The sequence below is a fragment of the Bacillus sp. PPSBB_2 genome (genome assembly GCF_045291115.1).
GTDB lineage: Bacteria > Bacillota > Bacilli > Bacillales > Bacillaceae_G > Bacillus_A > Bacillus_A cereus.
The window spans coordinates 2,753,201-2,772,792 of sequence record NZ_CP147983.1; the positions used below are offsets into that span (position 1 = coordinate 2,753,201).

Genomic DNA, 19,592 nt, shown 5'->3' on the forward strand with positions numbered 1-19,592 from the left:
AGTCATGAGCGGAAAGGCTCATAGCTCTTTGTATAAGGGTAATGGTTTTATAGGTAAATATTATTATTAAATTCTAAAAAATTCAATGTTAGTAAATTAATTGGTATGTGATTTGGGTTTTATAGAAAGAGATCAGCTAACAACAGCTAGCTGATCTGAGGTTCTAAGACAAAACAGAAAAGAATATTAACAGAATATAGAGGTTTATCCTGGTTGTTTGAACGTAGTTAAAGAAAGAATATCACATACTATCAATTTTAATAAAAACTATCTGTGGCTTTCACTTCTTTATTTTATTCACAAATAGTTCCAGTAGCTATTCCGGTTGGAGCGACACCTACTGGGACATTAGTGATAACAGTATTCGTAGCAATATCAATAACGGAAACAGTATTACTAGCTTGATTTGTAACATATGCTCGAGTGCCATCAGGTATGATGGTTACTTGATCAGGGGATAAACCAACAGAAATTGTATCGATCACAGTATTTGTCGCCACATTTATTACCGATACATTATTGCTAACTTTATTTACAACGTAAATAAGGTTTCCACCCGGTGTAATATCTATGCCAACAGGTTCAGTACCTACGTTAATTGTATTAATAACTGCATTGGTAGCGGTGTTAATAACAGAAACCGTATTGCTGTTTTGATTCGTGACATACGCACGAGTACCATCTAGTGTAAACACGATTATTCTAGGACGAATACCAACAGGGATGGTAGCAATAACTGTGTTGGTAGCAGTATTAATGACAGAAATTGTGTTGCTTAATTCGTTTGCAACATATGCAAGGGCACCATTTGGGGAAACAGTAATCCCTTGTGGAGCGATGCCAACAGGAATGGTATTAATAACTGTGTTTGTTGCCGCATTAATGACAGAAACCGTATTATTACCATGATTTCCAACATAAACAGTTGTGTTATTTGGAGAAACAGCTACACCTATTGGATTAGTTCCAACAGGAATGGTAGCGATAACAGTATTAGTAGCAGTATCAATAACGGAAACGGTATTAGAAAAAATATTAGTAACATAAGCACGAGCTCCATTTGGTGAAACTGTTACTTCAAGTGGTGCATTACCTACAGTAATTGTATCAACTACTATATTTGTTCCGGTGTTAATTACAGATACTGTATCATTTGTAGGGTCATCTATGAGTCCTGCATTTGTAGCATATACTAGGAAATTACATGCAGGTCCGGTTGGCCCAGTAGGTCCGGTCGGTCCAGTAGGTCCCGGTGGACAATCACAATCTCCAGTAGGTCCCGGTGGTCCTTCCGGCCCTTGGATTCCTTGCACTCCTTGAGGTCCAGTGGCTCCTGGTGGTCCTTCCGGCCCTTGAATACTTGACACACCTTGAGGTCCAGTGGTTCCCGGTGGTCCTTCCGGCCCTTGAATACCTGGCACACCCTGAGGTCCAGTGGATCCTTCCGGCCCTTCCGGTCCTTGAATTCCTTGTACACCTTGAGGTCCAGTGGGTCCCGGTGGTCCTTCCGGCCCCTGAATACCTGGCACGCCTTGAGGTCCAGTGGATCCTTCCGGCCCTTCCGGTCCCTGAATACCTGGCACACCTTGAGGTCCCGGTGGTCCTTCCGGCCCTTCCGGCCCCTGAATACCTGGCACGCCTTGAGTACCCTGAGCTCCTCTAGGTCCAGGAAATCCTCTAGGTCCAGTGGCTCCAGTCGGCCCGGGTGTTCCGATGTTACTTAATAGCGAACTATTCAAGATTCCTTGTAAAATTAAGTTGAAAGTTTGTTGTAATAAGGGGTCCGATATATTTGAACAACTTATAAGTGAAGACAAGCTTTGGAATAGAAATTGGAATAATGCTGAGATTTGAGTGAGAGATGCGGTAGGTAAAGAATTAATTAATTGGTTTATAGTTCTTATAACTAAATTTCTATTTGGTGTATTTGGTTGTATTGTTATTAATAAATCATTTAATGCCTGTAATGCTGATTGGAGTATTTGTATAGTTGTTGGATTTGGTGTTGTGAAAAAAGAAAGGATGGCTTGATTTAATTGATTTATTATTTGCAATAATTCTTGTTGTTGAGAATTCGAGAAAAAAACAGGTGTACAGCAATTACTTTGATCACAAGGGGATATAGAAATAAAGCAGGGTTGCTGAAATTTATCACACGAATTTTGGGAATTTGATTTTCGATTATATCTCATAAATACCTCCTTTTAAAAAATGAATATTAAGTAATTTTTGATAAATTATTAGCAACTGAGTTTGTAGGTATATGTTTAATGTGAAATGTTTTTTCCTTCAAAGTATATGCCAATAAAATGGAGGTGTTCATATGGGATATATAATCAATACTTGGTTGTTAGGAGGATGTTGTAATCATAGGAAAGGAAAGGAAAGGAAAGGAAGGTTACAAAGTTTATAGACAAGCGATTGTATTTTAAAAAGCGTTATTGTAATAAAATTTGAAGTTTATTAAAAAGAAGGAATGAAGGAAGATGTAAAAGATTTTGAAAGATCCATAAAAAAGAATTCAGTAAAACTCTGAATTCTTCTACACGTATTTTTATTTGTTAATCCATTTAGAAATAATAGGATAATGAAAGTCTTTTTCTTGTAGCACATATAAAATTCCTTTTATAGGTCCAAAAATTAACAAGAGAAACAGTATTAGATATAAAGGAGCTACCCCGAAAATAAACAAAGCGTTATTTGAAGCCAAGTCTAAATTAGACCAAAATAGCATTAAGATTCTTATTATGAAAAGATTCCAAATTACTGTGATTATCCAAATGAATAGTTGGTAAAAAACAGCTTCAAGGATATTTTTTTGAATGTTTTGTGATTTGTATACAAAATAGAAAACCAAAGGTATATAAAAAATTGTGACACTAAAGAAAATAAGAATAAAAAAAGATAATAATGTAAGAAAATGCATAATTAATTTTATGTTCTTTTCTTTTCTTGAGTTAGGATTATTAAGGTCCTCCTATATTTATGAGATTTGTTGTGCCTATTAAAATATGTACGGTTGGTAATTATAACATGAAAATGGATTGTAATAGAATAATGCATTAAAAAGAACAAGTAATAAATTAAACAAAAGCTTTATTTTATTATAGATAAATAGGTGACTCAGCAATTGTGCTAGCCGAGTCACCTAGTACTATGGAACCAAATAATGTTCTTTTTCTATATGTAGTTATGTGGAGTTCTTAGAGGCTAGCCCAATAGACAGTTAAGGGATAAATAAAATCATTTTAGAGAGTTTTACATTTTATTATGTTAATGCTACAACAGCAAGAGTTAAGCCCAACGTATTTAATGTATTAGAATATGGTCCTACATTAACAGTAAGGGTACTTGTTATACCTGAAGGTGTAGTGAAAATAGCGGGTGCTGATACAGAAGTGAATCCTGCAGTATATCCCAGAGAAGTACCAGAGCCAATGATTGGATTATTATTAAGATACATAGTGATACCTGCCGAATTACCTCCTGGTTGAATGATAACTTGCACTTCATAGATTACGAAATAGGTTCTTCCACCTTCAAGTAAAACAGTTGTTGGTGGTGTGAATGAGATTGCCGTACCATTAGAATTTACCACGGTATCTAGTGGAATCGCAGAATTTACAGAGACTATTGATGGGGTAGTTTGAACAACATTTAAACTGTTAGCCGTGGGGGATGGACAAGTGCAAGGTTTGTGAATGTTAGAGTTATTATCATTTTGGTAATTCACAAATAATCAAGCCCCTTTGCGTAAGATAATTTTTTATCCTATATAAAACGTAGCTTTTTTGTATCTAAGTGATTTTTAATAAGTTTTTAAAGATAAGTCGAATATTGTTGGTCAGTTAACTTTTAAAAGTATTTGATACTCTGGAATTTAAAAGTGCATCTGATAAATATATATGAATGTTTTTTAAGGACATTACTGTAAGTTAGGAAACATAATAAAATAGTTATTTTGTTAAATAAAAACACATGCACAAAAATTGTGCATGTTTAAAAAAGTTATGTCTTGTCTATGTAAATATATGCTTAACTAATATATACCGTGTGTATGTTTGAACAAAATGGTTATTTATTAACAAATATAAAGAGCGCTTTTTAAGATGCTCCATGACCAAGATGTGTATCGAGAAGGATACTAAAAGATTAATAATGAGATGATCATGATTATTGTATGTACATTTCTAATGAATGTGAAGTCTTTAAATGCAATCAAAAAGAGCACGCATATAAGCATGCTCTTGGACAAGAAAGGTAGATTTCTATGAGTGGATATCTCCATACAATACTATATGCTTGTCCAGTTAAAAGGTGAAAAGTTTTAATGAAATCTTTATTTTATTAATTTGTAGGTTGATACAGTTCCACAAACGAAAAGAACCAAGTAAAAAAGTCTTTGTAGTAGACCTGCAGGTAAGGGGAAAAGAAAAACAAGTGAGATAATGATTGTTATTACTATTAAGTTTAGTAAACAGAAATATGTCCATTTTCTAGTTTTTTTAAGATTCTTTGCAAAAATAAATAGTCCTGGAAATACAGTAAGCATACCTATCCAAACTAGAATAGAATGTCCAATTAGGTTTACATCTGCAGGAATTAATCCTGAGACTATAGTGGAAACTCCTATTATAATTATAAAAAATGTTGCTATTTTATTAATTTTTGTTTTTTCTAGATGTTGTGAAATATATAGTACTCCAATACAAAATGTTATTCCATTAAGAATAAAGAGTAAATTCATCCAAAAGTGATTAGGGGAGCATATTTCATAAGGAGCTATTTCGTAGGTGAATTCTCCACAGGTTGTTACACCTAGATCACTCATTGCATGATGCAAATAGTTATAAGATGCTGTAGAAGTGAAAATAAAGAAAGGTTCAATTAAAAAGTATAGGCAAGTTGCAATCCAACTAAATAAGCCAATCCTATTTGATATATACATTAGATGCCTCCTTTGATTTTGTTCATAAAGATGCTTAAAGAAGAAGTAATATTATTTGTACATTGATGGAAAGGATATTTGAACTAAAAAATGTTATAAAAATTTCATTTTGTAGAAATAAAGAAACTAAAAAAGAGCACCATGCATCAGTGCCCTTTCGGATAGGAGGTAACACTTTGAGTTGGATACTTAAAAAGTATATGGCATAGAAGAGAAATACGACCTAAAATTTATTATCAACTCAATACAAAAGAGCAGTTAACGAAGGTTAACCGCTCAGTCCTCAGAGAAAGGAAAAAGAACATTACAGATGTCAATGTGAATTCAAGCTGTATCAGCCCATTTATAGTATCGGACATAATTAAAAATTTTATTCGGATAAACTAAAAAAAGACAGCTAGCAAAAGCTAACTATCCTGATGAATAAGTAGAACGAAATGGTCATTCGTATTCAACCTTGGTGTACTTATATTGTTAACACTTTTTAGAAATTTATTCAATAAAAGAGCAGTTAGCCCAGCCTAACTGCTCCATACAGAGGTAATAATCTAGATGCATAGATATTATATGCCAAATTATTTATTTTATTCGAGACAGATTAAAGAATTTGTCCTTATTAGTGAAATATAGTTAAAGAATCTCTTTAAGAAACAGAAGCAGTAACCAAATAACAGAGCAGCTAGCAAGAGCTAACTGCTCAACCCTCGACCAAGAGAGCTAGAGTGGGAAGAATTTAAAGCTGACTTTTTACAGTCCTATATAGTATCGGTGAAATATAGAATTTTATTCGTGTGAAACATAAAAAGAGCAGCTAGTAAAAACTAGCTACTCAGCCTTCGGGTATGAAGGGAAATCAGAAACTGTATATACATTATTAACGGAATATTGGGTTTTATTCAGGAGTTAGAGGAAAATGAATAAATTTAGACTGTTCCAACTTGGTTTTGGTCTGCAACATCAGAATCAAATGTGTTTGTTGCACTAACACCGTTAAATGTATTGAGAACAAAAGCAACGTTAGATGAACCTGAACCATTATAAGCTTTTGTATTTTCTTTTGGAGAAACGTTATAAAAATCACCTAAGTTGAAAGAACCGTTACTATTTTGCACAACCATATTTCCGACAATAGATGGCATAGCTTTCACCTTCTTTCCTAGGAAGCATTTAAATTAGTATATGGTGTATGCGTCTAGTAGTTCATTTGAAACTGAGAATTTTGAAATGAAGTTTGATTGAAAACCTAATAAAATAATCCTTTTGAAATTATATAGGTACAATTCACATCTGAGCGGCTTTTTGAATGTAAGAAGGTATTAAATTAATGAGAATGTATAAAAATGGAAAAACTGTTTCGTAAGAAGGAGTGAGAGGATTGGATAATTTATAGAAAAAGAAACTAAAAAAAGCAATTGCTCGTCGGACAAAGGTTATACAAAAATATGAGAAAGACAGAATAGATAAAGCTCGGAGGAATCTTTTTATACAGACAAGTATAATGAAATAAATATAGTCCGGATAGAAAACTAGAGGACACCAATTCATTAAAGCAGCAATTCAAGTTGTTTTAATGAATTGGTGTCCTTTTTATTTTGGAAGGGGGAGATAGGAAAATATGAGGGCACTACAAGACTAATTACGTGAGTGGAAAAAGCAATTGAATCAAACAAGAAAGAAAAAAAGATATAGAGTTCAAGTAGTTGTGAGATAAATTGAAAATAGAAATTGATAAGTAAAAAGATAAATAATTAAACATGCGGATGTATTGAATGCAAATGAAATAAAAATTAAATAGGTATATTTTTAATTTTTAAGTTAAGTATAGAGAAGAAATGAATTATCTAGATATTAAGAAAGGATGGATTTTTACAATGAGTTCAAATGAATCAAATTTCAGTTTTACCAGTAACAAAGATATTGTAAAGTACCTTAATGTAAGAAAAGACCCTGTTGATTTAAGAGACAAAATGTTTCGGAGTTACTTGTTTAGTAATGAGGCGGATTTGCCAACGCAAGTCGATCTTCGTCCTAAAATGTCAGGTATAGTAAATCAATGGAATATAGGTTCTTGTACGGCAAATGCAATTGTTTCAGGGTTACGAGAATATCTATTATTACAATCAGGTCGTCCATTTACTTGCTTATCTCGTTTGTTTTTATATTATCATGAACGAGAAATAGAAGGACATATTCAGGAAGATAGTGGAGCGAATGTTCGTGATGGTATGGGGGTTCTTAAAAATATTGGGGTATGCCCTGAAGAGGATTTTCCTTATACCGAGAATTTTAGAGATAAGCCATCACCAAAGGCTGAATCAGATGCTGCACTTTATAAAATTGGAACCTACCATCGTATTCAAGATTTATCGGGATTAAAGGCTGCACTTGCTCATGGATTAGTTGCTGTACTTGGATTTGCTGTACCAAAATCTTTTATGTCAGAAGAAGTGAAAAAGACTGGTATAGTTCCAGTATCAGGAACAGATGATGTAATTGTTGAAGATGGTCAACCAGCGGGACATGCTGTTTGTGCTGTTGGATATGACGATGATAAGCAAACGGTTATTATTCGCAACAGCTGGGGAGAAGACTGGGGAGATAAAGGATATTGTTATTTCCCATATGAATTATTTAAAAATGGAATTGTGCAAGATATGTGGACAGGTCGTTAATTAGAAAAGCGATGGAAGTATGGAAACTACAAAACATGTTATGCATGCAAGTGGTGTAGAGGTATCAATGATTCCAGATGAGCTATTCTGTGCTATTCGTTATTGAGATAACGATGGTTTTGGAGAGCCAATTAGTGGTCTAGAATCAGGTAATCCAATTGAATTAGAGGGAGTCTACATTGATAAAAATCATGTATATCCTTCAATTGGAAATCCTGATGATCCAGTTTTGTATTTTACCCATCATCCAGTAGGTTTTGTTATCTACAACGGAAAAGGGTATGAGTAATATTTTTGTACAAGCTGGAATTTTAAAGTGAACGAAAAACAAATATAGTCCGGCTAGAAAACTAGAGGACACCAGTTCATTAAAGCAGTCATTTAAGCTGTTTTAGGAATAGGTGTCCTTTTTATTTTGAAAAGGGAGATGGGGGGAATAAAGGTGCTAAAGGATTAATTACACGAGTGGAAAAAGCAATCAAAACAAGCAAAGAAGAAAAATAAGAAAAAGGGAAAAGAGAAATTTAGCGCTCGTGAAATTGAAGAGTTAATGGGAGTTCATGGACCACGTTATGAAAGAAGACGTGGAACAATAAGACAAAAATAAATTAAAAATAAAAAGAAGTGATCTTACATGACTAAACAGTTATCTTTTTTAACAAAAATCGATAGAACAGCAACACAATTGGTGAGAGTACGGTTTCCTCCCTTTTCCTTGCTACCGACAATGATGTGTTATGTTAACTTCATATGAATTGGTTATACATCGTTATTCCTTCGTTTCTCGCTCTATTCTATATATTTGCATACCAAGTATGTGTATATCATATATTAATACAAGTAATCATATATACCCAATCTGTATGATATATATAGATCAATACTTTAAGTAGTACAGCACTCTATTATAGTGAGAAAGGAACATCAGATTTATGAATAACCTCAACGTTCTTTGTGAACAATTTGCTAAAATACTTAATGGAAAAAGCAATATAAATCAAGGTGTTTGTTCTGTCTCCTTGCACCGTAATATCAAAGTGTTTGTTCAAGGACGACCAAGCACCTCAGTGATACCGGTCGGGATATCTTTTGAATCGTTAGATCAAAATGGTAACGCATTGAACTTTGGAGAAATTGCTATTTTACAAGAAGAAATTCCTTTATTTATGCAATCAATTGTTCAACAGGGGATTATTGTTAGTGCTTTACATAATCATTGGTTATATATGAAACCATTGATTATGTATATTCATATCCAATCTGTTGAACCACCATTAAGTTTTGCGAAAAAATTGGCAAATTCTTTTTCATTTTTAAGTAGTTATCCAATTACTGATAATGAGAGTTAATGTTAAATAAATCATATTTAGTCACTTCTTATCTTGATAATTATGTAAGTAAGCTGTCCATATGGACAGCTTATTTTATTTTTCCGCATAGCGTAGGTTATTTTACAAAATGTTGGTGGTATCCCATGCCCATCAACCTAATATTATATAGGTTTAATTTCAAGTGAAATTATTTCATTCTTCTAAAGATCCAGTGTAAGTTCTTTAAAGATTTGCATCTCAAATAAACCAAGAGACCTTATAAATCATAATTATTTTTAACACAAAACAATTCTTTAAAATTATCAATTTTTAAATTTCGAATGGGAATTTTTCATTCTAATACCTCTTTTATTTATATAATTAAACTTTTAACGTTACTCTACAATTTTTAAAAACATGTAAATAATCTAATCCATCTTGTATCAATTACCAAAATCATCAAAAACCTACCGTTCCATCTAAAACCAGTTACAGACCTTTGTCCTACAAAAATCGGATAATACCAAAACTGCTTACCATTATTAAGCCATATATAGGTGTTTCGAAATAAACAGAATGAAATTGCTCCTGGATCAACAGCAAATGGTGAAGCTACTGATTGTTGAAGAATAAATGATGGGGGAGGGGATGTTGGGGCTTGTGAACTTTGACCTGGTCTACCTGGAGAACTAGGGATTTGAAGACCAGGGAATTGACGATCGAAGTATTGATCATAATTTATATAAGGATAATAAATTGAATCATTATATATTAAAAGTCACCTCTTTATTTTATAATTTCCTAAATTATTAATATGTAATAGAAGGCGTATTGCGAAATGAAAGACAATTGCCAAACGGTTATGTAAGAGATGCCGTTGTATATAGTATTATCGCAAGCGAATGGCCGGTTATAAAAGAACAACTATTACAAAAACTAGCAGTATATAAATAAGGAATTATGGTCAAACATATATAACCGAGATACTCTCATTTATTCGATTTGGGGGTATCTCAATTTTGTTAGCTTGATAGCGATGGGGTAGAGCCCCATCGCTATCAAGCTAAGAGAAGACAACTACCCTAAAAATGAAATTTTGTGCTAACTTGAAATAAAAAAGCTCATTTTTCTTTTTGGGTAAATCTGTTTTCTTAACATGTATGGGGACCCATATATGTTGTTATAGAATCTATATTTGTATATTCCGGAAGAAATATAAAGGAAAACGTATTAGTGTTTTTGTATTCAGGGATATATTTCTAATCAAACGAGTTTAGGAATTGGATGTGTCATTTTGTATTATGAATAACTATAGAATAGTATGGTAAAGAGACATGTAATTTCAGATCATTCAATAATTATAATGATAAGGAGCATATTAGTGAAAAAACTTACTTTTAAGGATTTGAATTCACCGGAAACCATGCGTAATCCCATTATGTTCTATAAAAACCTCATCAAGCAACAAGAGCGTTTTTTTCAAATTGATGACTTTTATGGCATGGGAGGGACATGGGTCGCATTACACTATGATGATGTGATTACTATTCTGAAAGATGCTCGTTTTATCAAAGATTTACGGAAATTCACATCACCCCATGATAAGCAACACCCAAATTCGGAAAATACAGCTGCGAGTAAACTGTTTGACTGGTTGATGAATATGCCAAATATGCTTACGGTAGATCCACCTGATCATACTCGCCTACGTCGTCTAGTCTCTAAAGCCTTTACACCACGTATGATAGAGGATCTTCGTCCCCGTATTCAGCAAATTGCCGACGAATTGTTGGTTGCTGTACAGGAAAAAGGAAAGATGGAAATTATTTCAGATTTTGCTTACCCACTACCCATTATTATTATTTCAGAGATGCTCGGGATTCCCGTCACTGATCGAAACCAGTTCCGTGAATGGACACAAATACTCATGAACGCCTCTGTGAATCCTAGTCAAGGAACTGCAGTTACAACAACACTTGAAAAGTTTATTCAATACATCGAGGTATTGCTTAACGAAAAGCGTCTAAATCCTGATGCTGATTTGATAAGCAAGCTCGTTCAAACAAAAGAGCAAGAAGACAAGTTGAGTAATAACGAGCTTCTCTCGACAATTTGGCTGCTTATTATCGCTGGACATGAAACTACAGTTAATCTAATCAGTAATGGTGTACTGGCATTACTTCAACATCCCGAACAAATGAATTTACTAAGGGAAAATCCTTCCCTGATTTCTTCCACTGTTGACGAACTATTACGCTATTCCGGCCCGGTTATGTTTATTAGCCGTCTTGCTAGTGAAGATATGACAATACATGGAAAAAGGATTCGCAAAGGTGATTTAGTTCTACTCTCTCTAACCGCTGCAAATATTAATCCACAGAAATTTACTTATCCGGAAACATTGAATATTTCACGAGAAGAGAATAATCATTTAGCCTTTGGGGCTGGTATACATCACTGTTTGGGGGCTCCATTAGCACGTTTAGAAGGACAAATTGCATTAGGTACTTTGCTACAGCGGCTTCCTAACCTTCGCCTAGCAATCAAACCGGATCAATTAAATTATAATCATAGTAAAATTCGTTCTCTTGTTAATCTGCCAGTTGTTTTCTGACCTATAATTACAATGGGCTTAAGCTGTTGTCTTTATTGGATAAAATTGTTATTTTAAAATTTTATAGTACTTCCAGAATGAAGTTTTTGCTAACTTGCAACAAAATTTTATTCTAGAGTAATTCTAAATTCTTAAGTTGATGGATGTAGGGTCCCACCACATCGCCATCAAGCTAAGATTAAGTAAAATTCCGTTCAACTAGATTTGTCGGTTTTCTAAAAGATTGATATCAGTTATCTAAAAATCTGCATACAAAATTAACCTTTATAAGGTGAATTTTGTGCAAGTTATTGAAGAATATGTGGAGATAGATATTGCTGTAGTTCTTCAGCGAACAAATGAAACTTATCTTGAATCGATAGATTTATACAAAACGCCATACTTTCTGTATTTTTTACAAAAGAATAATGCTTTCTATAAGTTATAGGTATAAATTCATCAAAGGTTTATAGTAATGTAAATTGACCCCTATAGTGTGTTGCAATTTAATAAGTTCAGATAAGTTTTTTTTAGTTGTGACTGCATTGTATAATGAAAAAGTGTGGCTTTTTGACTTTTGGTGCACGGAGAATTGTTATTATTTTCTAACGATAAAAGTTTATGTCAGAGCTACCAAGGAGAGATCATACGATGTCCGAGAAGATGCATGCTGACGAATTGAAAATTGAAGAGCGACTTGTGCGTCGTTTGCTTGTCGATCAGTTCCCCCGCTGGGCAGAGTTACCCCTTCGTAAGGTGGAGCCAGTTGGAACGGTAAATGCCGTTTTCCGACTTGGCGACGAATATTCCATTCGGCTAGCGAGAAGGGAAGGACCGACGACACCAGGAGGAAGCGAGTTCTTATGGCTACCCAAAATCGCGCCATTAGTCCCACTTGAAATCCCTGTACCTATCGCTCAGGGGCGCCCAAATAACGAATACCCATGGTTTTGGGAGATACATTCGTGGCTGAAGGGTGAAACGGTGCCGATAGAGGCGCTTGAAGAGATTCAGGCAGCACGCGATCTCGCAGAGTTTGTCCTAGCGTTGCAACAAGTCGATCCAACGGGAGGGCCGTTAGGACGCGGCATTCCTTTGGCCCAACGGGACAAGGACTTCCGATATTGGCTAGCACGATTTAATGGCGATCCCGCGGTGTCTGCTGTATGGGAGTCGGCTCTTTCTGCCCCTCCATGGAACGGTCCTCCTGTTTGGCATCACGGCGATCTAGATGTACGTAACTGGCTCGTACGTGATAAGCGTATTAGTGGTGTGATTGATTGGGGGACAATGGGAATAGGTGACCCTGCGTGTGATGTAATGGTCGCGTGGAAGTTGCACTCGCCAGAGGCGCGCGATGTGTTCCTTGATGCTACTCGTACGGACGGTGCTACATTGGCAAGGGCCCGCGGATGGGTCGTATCACAGGCAGTTGCAATCCTTACCTACTACACGCCGCAAAACAATCCAACTTTGTACAATGAGGCGAAATCCTGGCTAGACCTAGTGCTAGCTCAAAAGTAATTCAGTAATTTTAGGAAAGAAACATATCTCAGTTATTCAACGGGCTTATTCAGAAAGCGAGAGAACCATAAAAATCGTTATCCTTTCAAGTATTTTACTGAAAGAATAACGATTTTTTCATTTTGGGGGAATTTTGTCTCCTTAACTTGATGGGCAAGTGGTTCTACCCTATATTGTAACAAAATGATATTAGGAAGTTTATCTAATTAAAAATCCCACTTGTAGTGGATTTTTGATGAGGTTGCTTAAATTTCTTCTAATAGTTGCTCGATTTTTTCAGCATTAATAGACCAGTTTAAATCTTTTTTAATCAAACCATCTTTTTTAAGCTGACTCAGAATAGCACTGGTCGTTTCTCGTGTAGAACCAATCATGTTTGCAATGTCAGCATGTGTCAATTTCATATTGATGGTTTGCCATTCGTTTATTCTTCTGCCAGTTTTTTCACTTAACTTCAATAATAAGTATATTAGACGGTATTTAACATCACTAAGAGCAATTTTCTCGCTTAAGCTATAAACTTCTTTTAAACGGTTTGAAAGTATATTTATAAATTTCAATGCAATTTTGGGGTTCCTTTCAATAAATCCCTCAAAATCATTCCTTGCAATTATACATAAATAAGTATCTGTCATTGCTTCAGCATAAACCTGGTCATTTGTTAAAGATAAGGTAGATGTTTCTCCAAAAATATTACCACTTGTTAAAATATCAACAGTAAACTGTTTTCCATGATGATTCATACGAAATAAGCGTACTTGACCTTTCTTTAAAAAAAATAATGCTTCAATTGGCTTATCTGGAGATAATATAATCGTTCCTTTTTTAACAGGTTTCATCTCACTTAATTCTTCAACGGTCTTAAGATCGTCCATTGGTAATTCTTCTAATAGACTAATTTGTGAAAGAAGTAATAAGTTATCCACTTGAAATCATTCCTTTCACTATTTTTATTTTCATTATACCGTTCTTTGTAATTTTTACTGTAATCTAAATTACTGCATAAAAGTAATTAATTAGTATAGTACCAGGTAGGGGTGGTTTTGTGGAGCCAGTTTTATATACAATGGATGGGTGCTTAAGCTGTTTTAAAGCAAAACAACATCTAATTCAAAGTAATATTTATTTTATAGAAAAAAACTATTTAATGATCTAAATGCTGCATTAGAAATAAGGGGTTTACTAGGAGAAGTTAATGCCAACGTATTTGTAGATGGAACCTTCATTTTAAAGGGACGTGAAATTTTAAGAGTAAAAAAATAGGGATAATCCAAATAAATGAAAAACATACATATTTTTGAGGGATAATTAATTACTATAAAAAATAAATCGAGTTATAGCGAAATTTTCGTTTATATATGGTTTGGCATAATGGGAAAAGAATCGCTAATCGTCCGTTAATTAATCTCACGTTCAACAACAAGCTATCTAATAAGATACTTCAATTTTTAAATTAGCACAGTAATAAGAACTAGCATGTGTATTTTCGTTGCAAAATATTGAATAGTTACCTTTTAAGATGTTTGTTTTTTGAACAGATTTTAAACGCAATTGCAACTATTATAGAGAAAAACAAATGAGTTCCTAAGGTCATTAATTGCTGAGGAGCAAAAGCATTTAAAAGGTTTGTTCCCATCCCCATCATTATAGGCATGATTACAAGAGGACCCACTATCCAAATTCCAACCCCAAAAACAATTGTGAGAAGTGAGAACAAGACGATTTTTAATAACGGATGTTAACAATCCGAATGTAATGCCAAAAATAATACTTATCATCATATGAATAATCCAGCCACTAAGTAAGCTGCTGCTTCCCATTATCCCTGCAATCATGGCTATCTTACCTATCATTTGCATGATTATTCCGAAAATAATCCCACCAATGATGCCACCTATAATTCCAATTTTAATTGTTTTATTAACCGAAATTTGCACGTATATCACTCCTTTTTTGTTTGCATTGTTATCGTAACAGAGTGAAAAAAACAATTCTGTAATGCTAATTACAAAAATCAGAATTAGGCAATTTCCTATCCTCTATTGAATTCAAACTAGTTGTTAGTTAAGCTTAAAAATTAACTGGTTATTAAAAAATCATTAAAAAGAGCAAGCATACAGCTTGCTCTTTTCTTATAAATAGATTTATTTAGACTTTAGATTTTTACCTATATATTGAACAATCTTTCTAAGCTCTGTCGATGTTGGACGACCAAATGGACTGGTTTGCCTCTGCTGATATAGTAGTTGTCCATTTTCATCCACAAGAAAGTACGCAGGTTCTCCATGAGTACCGTGGTCTTCATAAGGTGCATCATCACCATGATAGAAAACATCGTAAGCTTTTAAAGCAACCAGGGATTCATCTGATAAAATTGGGAACGATAAGTTGTTCTCCAATGCCATCTTCTTTAAATTTTCTAACTTGTCAGTAGACACAGTAATAAGATGTACATTTTTCCCTTCAAAGAAACCTTTACTCTCTTCAAGATCCTTCAGATCATGGACGCAAACTGGGCACCAAGCTCCTCTAAAAAAAATAATTAATTTCCAACCCTTAGATTCTTTAAGATAGGTTTCTAAAGAAAATTCCTGTCCAGTTATTTCAGGGAGTGTAAAGTTTGGAACCTTTTTACCTAATGTAAAAATAGTCATTTTGTCTCCTCCTTTTCATAAATGAATGATTCCTAAATCTTCTAATGCTAAATTACACACATTATATTATCTTAATTAGCACTTAAAATATGTAAGCATCATTACATTGCTTGAGAATATCAAAAATCACACAAATTCCAGCTGTTCATAATAATTAATGGGGGCAATCCCCCTTCTATAAAGATAACCAGAATTTAGAAATCATATTTCTAGTAGAAAATAGCTATTCTAAGTAGGAAATTCATAATTATAAGGAGGGATTTGATTATGACAGTAATTACTAAGCTTAAGCAAACTATTTCTGGATTAAAAAGTGCTCAAGCATGTTTAGAAGGATTTGCTCTTGATACTGACAATCAGCAAGCAAAACAACTGTATCAAAATGCTGCTCAGCAAGCGCAGACAATTATTGATTCTTTAGAACCACGTGTTCAGGAGGTTCAACAAGATGAGCCTCAATATAAGCAATAAAAAGCTGTCATCTTCAGATTTTTTCCAGAGGTCTTATTATAGTTAGATTTATATATCTGATGGGGTTCGCTGTATGCCCATCAAGTTAAGAAATTTGTTGTTCCTCAAAACGAAAAAATCGATCTAACTCCTCATATATAGCTGTAAAACAATAAAATTTTCGTTTTGGGGGCATTTACTTTTTTTAAGTTGATAACGATGTGGTGCTACCCCATCGCCATCAACTTAAAAAATTGATTTTCCTCCAAAACGAAAAAATGAGTTGAATTCTCATAAATAACTGTAAAAAGGTAAATTTCTCGTAATGGAGATGTCTCAAAATCTTAGCTTGATAGGTATGTGGTGGTATCCCTATACAGTTACTCATAAATTTCGTACTGTGTAACTCAAAGGAAAAAGTTAAATGAAATTACTGATAGCAAGGGATTCAGTGATAGACTCAGTTACACACAATATAAGATATGGGTAAGTGGTGTGATATAGCAAATGAAAATATATCAATATAAAATGAGTTGCAAGTGATGTGATATAAACTTAAAGAATAGGAAGATCGTTATCAGCAGTACGGGTTTTACAAATAAACCTATTAAACGAAAAGCTTTAAATATAGAGCGCACAACTTTCATGAAGATGCCCCCTAAATCAAATAATATATCAAGTATGTATCGTTATAAGTTACTCTATCACTTTGCATGTTCTTCCATTTTCTTATCAAGTGCTTTAGCATAAGCATCTTTAGTTTCCTGATTTAATTCATAAATTGCCTTATCCCACTGTTCACCTTCTACACCTGACATATGTGGAGTGCTTTTAAGTATAGCTAATTCAATCTCTTTTCCATCTTCTTTATTAGCGTCTAGTATTATCTTTGTTCCTTTTCTTGCATCTGTTACGCCTTCTAACACAAGTTTGTTAATGTCCTTGTACTTATCAGGTACTTTTATATTCTCCATACGGTCTAAAGCTTCATCCATAGCGTCTGCTGTTTTGAATACCTCTTTATATCCTTAACATTGAATTCATTTATAAACAGTATATTAAGAAGGAATGTGTGAATCATCTAAACAAAAAAGTGCTAACAAGTTTGCAAACGAACTTGCTAACACTCATACAAAATAGACATAAATTATCGCTGATATGTCTTCCTTAATAATAGCCATAATCAATTAGAACATACTAATATGAAATGCCCATACAATCATTCTTGATATACATGCTAATAGTATAAACTCTATATTTCTTTTAATAATTTAGGGTTATATCTTTTCTGCATTAGACGCTTTTAACCACGCTTCATAGAATTCTATAACTGATGCATACCGTTCTGCTCGATTGGCATTTACAGCGCGATACGCTACCTCATATAATTCCTTACTTGCTTCCCATTTTATAAAAGAACGATCTTTTTCGCCGCCTAAAAGTGAGAAAGCCATTGCTCCCATATTAAATACATTTGTTCTTTCATCGATTGTTGCGTTTAGTTCAAATTCCTCTGGTGACATAAAACGGGAGGAACCCCATAGCCGGCCCATTTTATTTATGTAAGGTTTCTTACTGTATAAATCTATATCACAAATTTTTGTTTCGTTTGTATTAAAATTATATAAAATACTACCGTCATAAAAATCTATTGCTACATAGTTTTTCTTTTCTACATAAGTATGGAAAGAAAAAATGGAATGTAAGGAATGAATTCGTTCTATAGCAGATAAATGTCTAAATTTATAAAATGGAGAGTTTGGATTTTTATATTTCTCAGTAGGTGGGAAACTCCAATGCGAATGAAGACATTCACCATCAAACCAATCGAAAATTAATACATATCCAGATTGAACTGGAAAATGATCAATTAGTCTTATGAGCGATTCATGCTTTAAATCTTCATAGATAGTAACTGAATTTTTTAGCCTTTTAATAGCATCACCCGTTGTTCCTTCATATGCAATTGTTTGTGCTCCTGCGTATTTGATAAATTTCTTATGTCCATCTTTTTCTACACCAAAACTTATATTCCCTGAATCTTGCTGGTCAAAAACTGCAAATACGGTCCCTAATTTAATAAGCCAATTAAAATTATGATATTCTTTTAATTGGAATGTTACGTTATTTAACTGAATTTCGACGGAATTATCTTTCATAGATTACCTCACATTTAATATAATTATGTTGTACATTCCACTATTCGACATATTTCACGGAAATCCTATGCTAATAATATAAAATTTTATAAATATAATGATAAACACTTATAAAGAGGTGAATACAATGGATCAACAAATTGTTATTAAAGCATATCAAAAAGACTGGGTTGAAGAGTATATAAAAGAAAAAGAGAAATTCTGTTCCTTGTTAGGACAAGAAATAATTGCTGTTGAACATATAGGAAGCACAGCAGTAGAAGGATTAGGAGCTAAACCTCTTATTGATATGATGATTGGCGTAACAGACTTACAAATTACTGAAAACTGGATTGAAGTTCTATCGGAAATTGGATATGAGTATGTTCCAAAAGATGCAACGAATTGGCGTTTTTTTAGAAAGGGAAAATGGAGAGCGGGTACTCATCATTTGCATATTTATAATAGTGAAGAGTGGAGAAACAATATTTTATTTCGTGACTTTCTAATAAGCCATGAATGGGTACGTAAAGAATATAGAGAATTAAAAGAGAGGCTTGCTATTACATATGCTTTTGATCGTGTTTCATATACAAAGGCAAAAGCGCCGTTTATTCAAAACATAATAAAGTTAGCTGAAAAAAATCAATAATAGTTGCCAGTGATATTGAAATTCTCATTTTATTTTAATCTTTCTCTCATTTTATTTTCTTTTTTATTTGATAGACTGCTTGTTACAAAGCCTTTATTAGTAAGGAGATTAAATAAAATGGAGAAGATATTAAGAAATAAATATTTCCATGTGTGTGTTAAAATTATAGGTATTACTATTATTATTTGTAGTGTAGAGATGCTATTCATTAATGTTATGTACGGCAATGTTCTGAATGTAAAATGGTTAAATAAAAAATTAGGCTCTTTTGGTGAATATGGGGCTATTATGGCTGCTTCATTATGGTTTTTACGCCATATATGGGTGTTTTTAAAGAAGAAAAATATACAAGGATTTAAAAAAGTTAAAGAAGTGTATCTATTTGCAAAAAAGTTTCATGTATTAATTGGATACGCTATAATAGCTGTTGCAATTACTCATGGTGTTTACTTTTTTATAAAAGGGAGTCGTCATATTTTACTCATATACAGTGGCATATTTTCTCTATTAGCCTTAATTGTACTAGGGATTGTTGGGTTTTATTTACAACAAATAAATAAGAAAGAAAAATTTATGATGTATAGAAAAGTGCATCAAATCATTGCAATTATATTTGGAATAGGATTATTTATTCATTTAATTGTCTAGGAG

Annotated in this window: 17 protein-coding genes and 3 pseudogenes; 9 read left to right on the top strand and 11 right to left on the bottom strand. The window is 33.5% G+C overall.

Annotated elements, in window-relative coordinates; all coding sequences use genetic code 11:
* Positions 1-293: 293 nt before the first annotated feature.
* From V6946_RS13785 to V6946_RS13805, 5 genes are all read right to left on the bottom strand, one after another.
* On the bottom strand, positions 294-2,192 hold the full coding sequence (locus tag V6946_RS13785) for a beta-propeller fold lactonase family protein (protein ID WP_366982071.1): 1,899 nt from the start codon (positions 2,190-2,192) through the stop codon (positions 294-296).
* A 362-nt stretch (positions 2,193-2,554) separates the two neighbouring features.
* Positions 2,555-2,926 carry a DUF4870 domain-containing protein gene (locus tag V6946_RS13790; protein ID WP_050566480.1) on the bottom strand — a complete coding sequence of 124 codons (372 nt, stop codon included), beginning with the start codon at positions 2,924-2,926 and terminating at the stop codon, positions 2,555-2,557.
* 342 nt (positions 2,927-3,268) lie between these two features.
* Positions 3,269-3,733: a hypothetical protein gene (locus V6946_RS13795; protein WP_033691663.1), complete on the bottom strand. Its 465-nt coding sequence runs from the start codon at positions 3,731-3,733 to the stop codon at positions 3,269-3,271.
* 606 nt (positions 3,734-4,339) lie between these two features.
* Positions 4,340-4,948 (bottom strand): DUF998 domain-containing protein, encoded by a 609-nt coding sequence (locus V6946_RS13800; protein ID WP_006915381.1) that lies wholly within the window; start codon positions 4,946-4,948, stop codon positions 4,340-4,342.
* Positions 4,949-5,871: 923 nt separating this feature from the next.
* The gene (locus tag V6946_RS13805; protein WP_001139345.1) at positions 5,872-6,087 is read right to left on the bottom strand and encodes a spore germination protein; all 216 of its coding nucleotides are present in this window, start codon (positions 6,085-6,087) and stop codon (positions 5,872-5,874) included.
* Between the two features lie 227 nt (positions 6,088-6,314).
* On the opposite strand from V6946_RS13805, the pseudogene V6946_RS13810 reads away from it, so the two are divergent.
* The 3 genes and pseudogenes from V6946_RS13810 (at position 6,315) to V6946_RS13820 (ending at position 8,969) form a co-directional block, all read left to right on the top strand.
* Positions 6,315-6,455: pseudogene (locus V6946_RS13810) on the top strand (DUF3983 domain-containing protein).
* Between the two features lie 364 nt (positions 6,456-6,819).
* A complete protein-coding gene (locus V6946_RS13815) occupies positions 6,820-7,620 on the top strand; it encodes a C1 family peptidase (protein WP_000097509.1) in 801 nt (266 codons plus the stop codon).
* A gap of 932 nt (positions 7,621-8,552) precedes the next feature.
* Positions 8,553-8,969 (top strand): DUF1259 domain-containing protein, encoded by a 417-nt coding sequence (locus V6946_RS13820; RefSeq protein WP_033692076.1) that lies wholly within the window; start codon positions 8,553-8,555, stop codon positions 8,967-8,969.
* Between the two features lie 370 nt (positions 8,970-9,339).
* On the opposite strand, the gene V6946_RS13825 is transcribed toward V6946_RS13820, so the two are convergent.
* Positions 9,340-9,702 (bottom strand): transporter, encoded by a 363-nt coding sequence (locus V6946_RS13825; protein WP_081631309.1) that lies wholly within the window; start codon positions 9,700-9,702, stop codon positions 9,340-9,342.
* 44 nt (positions 9,703-9,746) lie between these two features.
* On the opposite strand from V6946_RS13825, the pseudogene V6946_RS13830 reads away from it, so the two are divergent.
* The 3 genes and pseudogenes from V6946_RS13830 to V6946_RS13840 form a co-directional block, all read left to right on the top strand.
* A pseudogene (locus V6946_RS13830) lies at positions 9,747-9,884 on the top strand (N-acetyltransferase); the annotation flags it as partial.
* A gap of 427 nt (positions 9,885-10,311) precedes the next feature.
* Positions 10,312-11,544, top strand: a complete 1,233-nt coding sequence (locus V6946_RS13835) for a cytochrome P450 (protein WP_366982070.1) — start codon at positions 10,312-10,314, stop codon at positions 11,542-11,544.
* Between the two features lie 642 nt (positions 11,545-12,186).
* Positions 12,187-13,047 carry an aminoglycoside phosphotransferase family protein gene (locus tag V6946_RS13840; protein WP_406622352.1) on the top strand — a complete coding sequence of 287 codons (861 nt, stop codon included), beginning with the start codon at positions 12,187-12,189 and terminating at the stop codon, positions 13,045-13,047.
* Between the two features lie 245 nt (positions 13,048-13,292).
* On the opposite strand, the gene V6946_RS13845 is transcribed toward V6946_RS13840, so the two are convergent.
* The 3 genes from V6946_RS13845 to V6946_RS13855 all read right to left on the bottom strand — a co-directional run bounded on the left by V6946_RS13845 (position 13,293) and on the right by V6946_RS13855 (position 15,701).
* The gene (locus V6946_RS13845) at positions 13,293-13,973 is read right to left on the bottom strand and encodes a Crp/Fnr family transcriptional regulator (protein ID WP_006919362.1); all 681 of its coding nucleotides are present in this window, start codon (positions 13,971-13,973) and stop codon (positions 13,293-13,295) included.
* 615 nt (positions 13,974-14,588) lie between these two features.
* The gene (locus V6946_RS13850) at positions 14,589-14,984 is read right to left on the bottom strand and encodes a hypothetical protein (RefSeq protein WP_050566492.1); all 396 of its coding nucleotides are present in this window, start codon (positions 14,982-14,984) and stop codon (positions 14,589-14,591) included.
* Positions 14,985-15,191: 207 nt separating this feature from the next.
* Positions 15,192-15,701 carry a peroxiredoxin gene (locus tag V6946_RS13855; protein ID WP_006919912.1) on the bottom strand — a complete coding sequence of 170 codons (510 nt, stop codon included), beginning with the start codon at positions 15,699-15,701 and terminating at the stop codon, positions 15,192-15,194.
* 267 nt (positions 15,702-15,968) lie between these two features.
* On the opposite strand from V6946_RS13855, the gene V6946_RS13860 reads away from it, so the two are divergent.
* Complete coding sequence (locus V6946_RS13860) at positions 15,969-16,172, top strand: DUF1657 domain-containing protein (protein ID WP_006919911.1); 204 nt, start codon at positions 15,969-15,971, stop codon at positions 16,170-16,172.
* Positions 16,173-16,855: 683 nt separating this feature from the next.
* Here the strand turns inward: V6946_RS13860 and V6946_RS13865 are convergent.
* Both V6946_RS13865 and V6946_RS13870 read right to left on the bottom strand, forming a co-directional pair.
* Positions 16,856-17,176 (bottom strand): annotated as a pseudogene (locus tag V6946_RS13865) (hypothetical protein); the annotation flags it as partial.
* A gap of 252 nt (positions 17,177-17,428) precedes the next feature.
* Entirely contained in the window at positions 17,429-18,310 is an 882-nt protein-coding gene (locus V6946_RS13870) for a protein kinase domain-containing protein (RefSeq protein WP_366982067.1), read from the bottom strand.
* Between the two features lie 127 nt (positions 18,311-18,437).
* On the opposite strand from V6946_RS13870, the gene V6946_RS13875 reads away from it, so the two are divergent.
* Together V6946_RS13875 and V6946_RS13880 are read left to right on the top strand one after the other, a co-directional pair.
* A complete protein-coding gene (locus V6946_RS13875; protein WP_406622342.1) occupies positions 18,438-18,941 on the top strand; it encodes a GrpB family protein in 504 nt (167 codons plus the stop codon).
* A 117-nt stretch (positions 18,942-19,058) separates the two neighbouring features.
* Positions 19,059-19,589 carry a hypothetical protein gene (locus tag V6946_RS13880; RefSeq protein WP_006916278.1) on the top strand — a complete coding sequence of 177 codons (531 nt, stop codon included), beginning with the start codon at positions 19,059-19,061 and terminating at the stop codon, positions 19,587-19,589.
* Positions 19,590-19,592 lie beyond the last annotated feature (3 nt).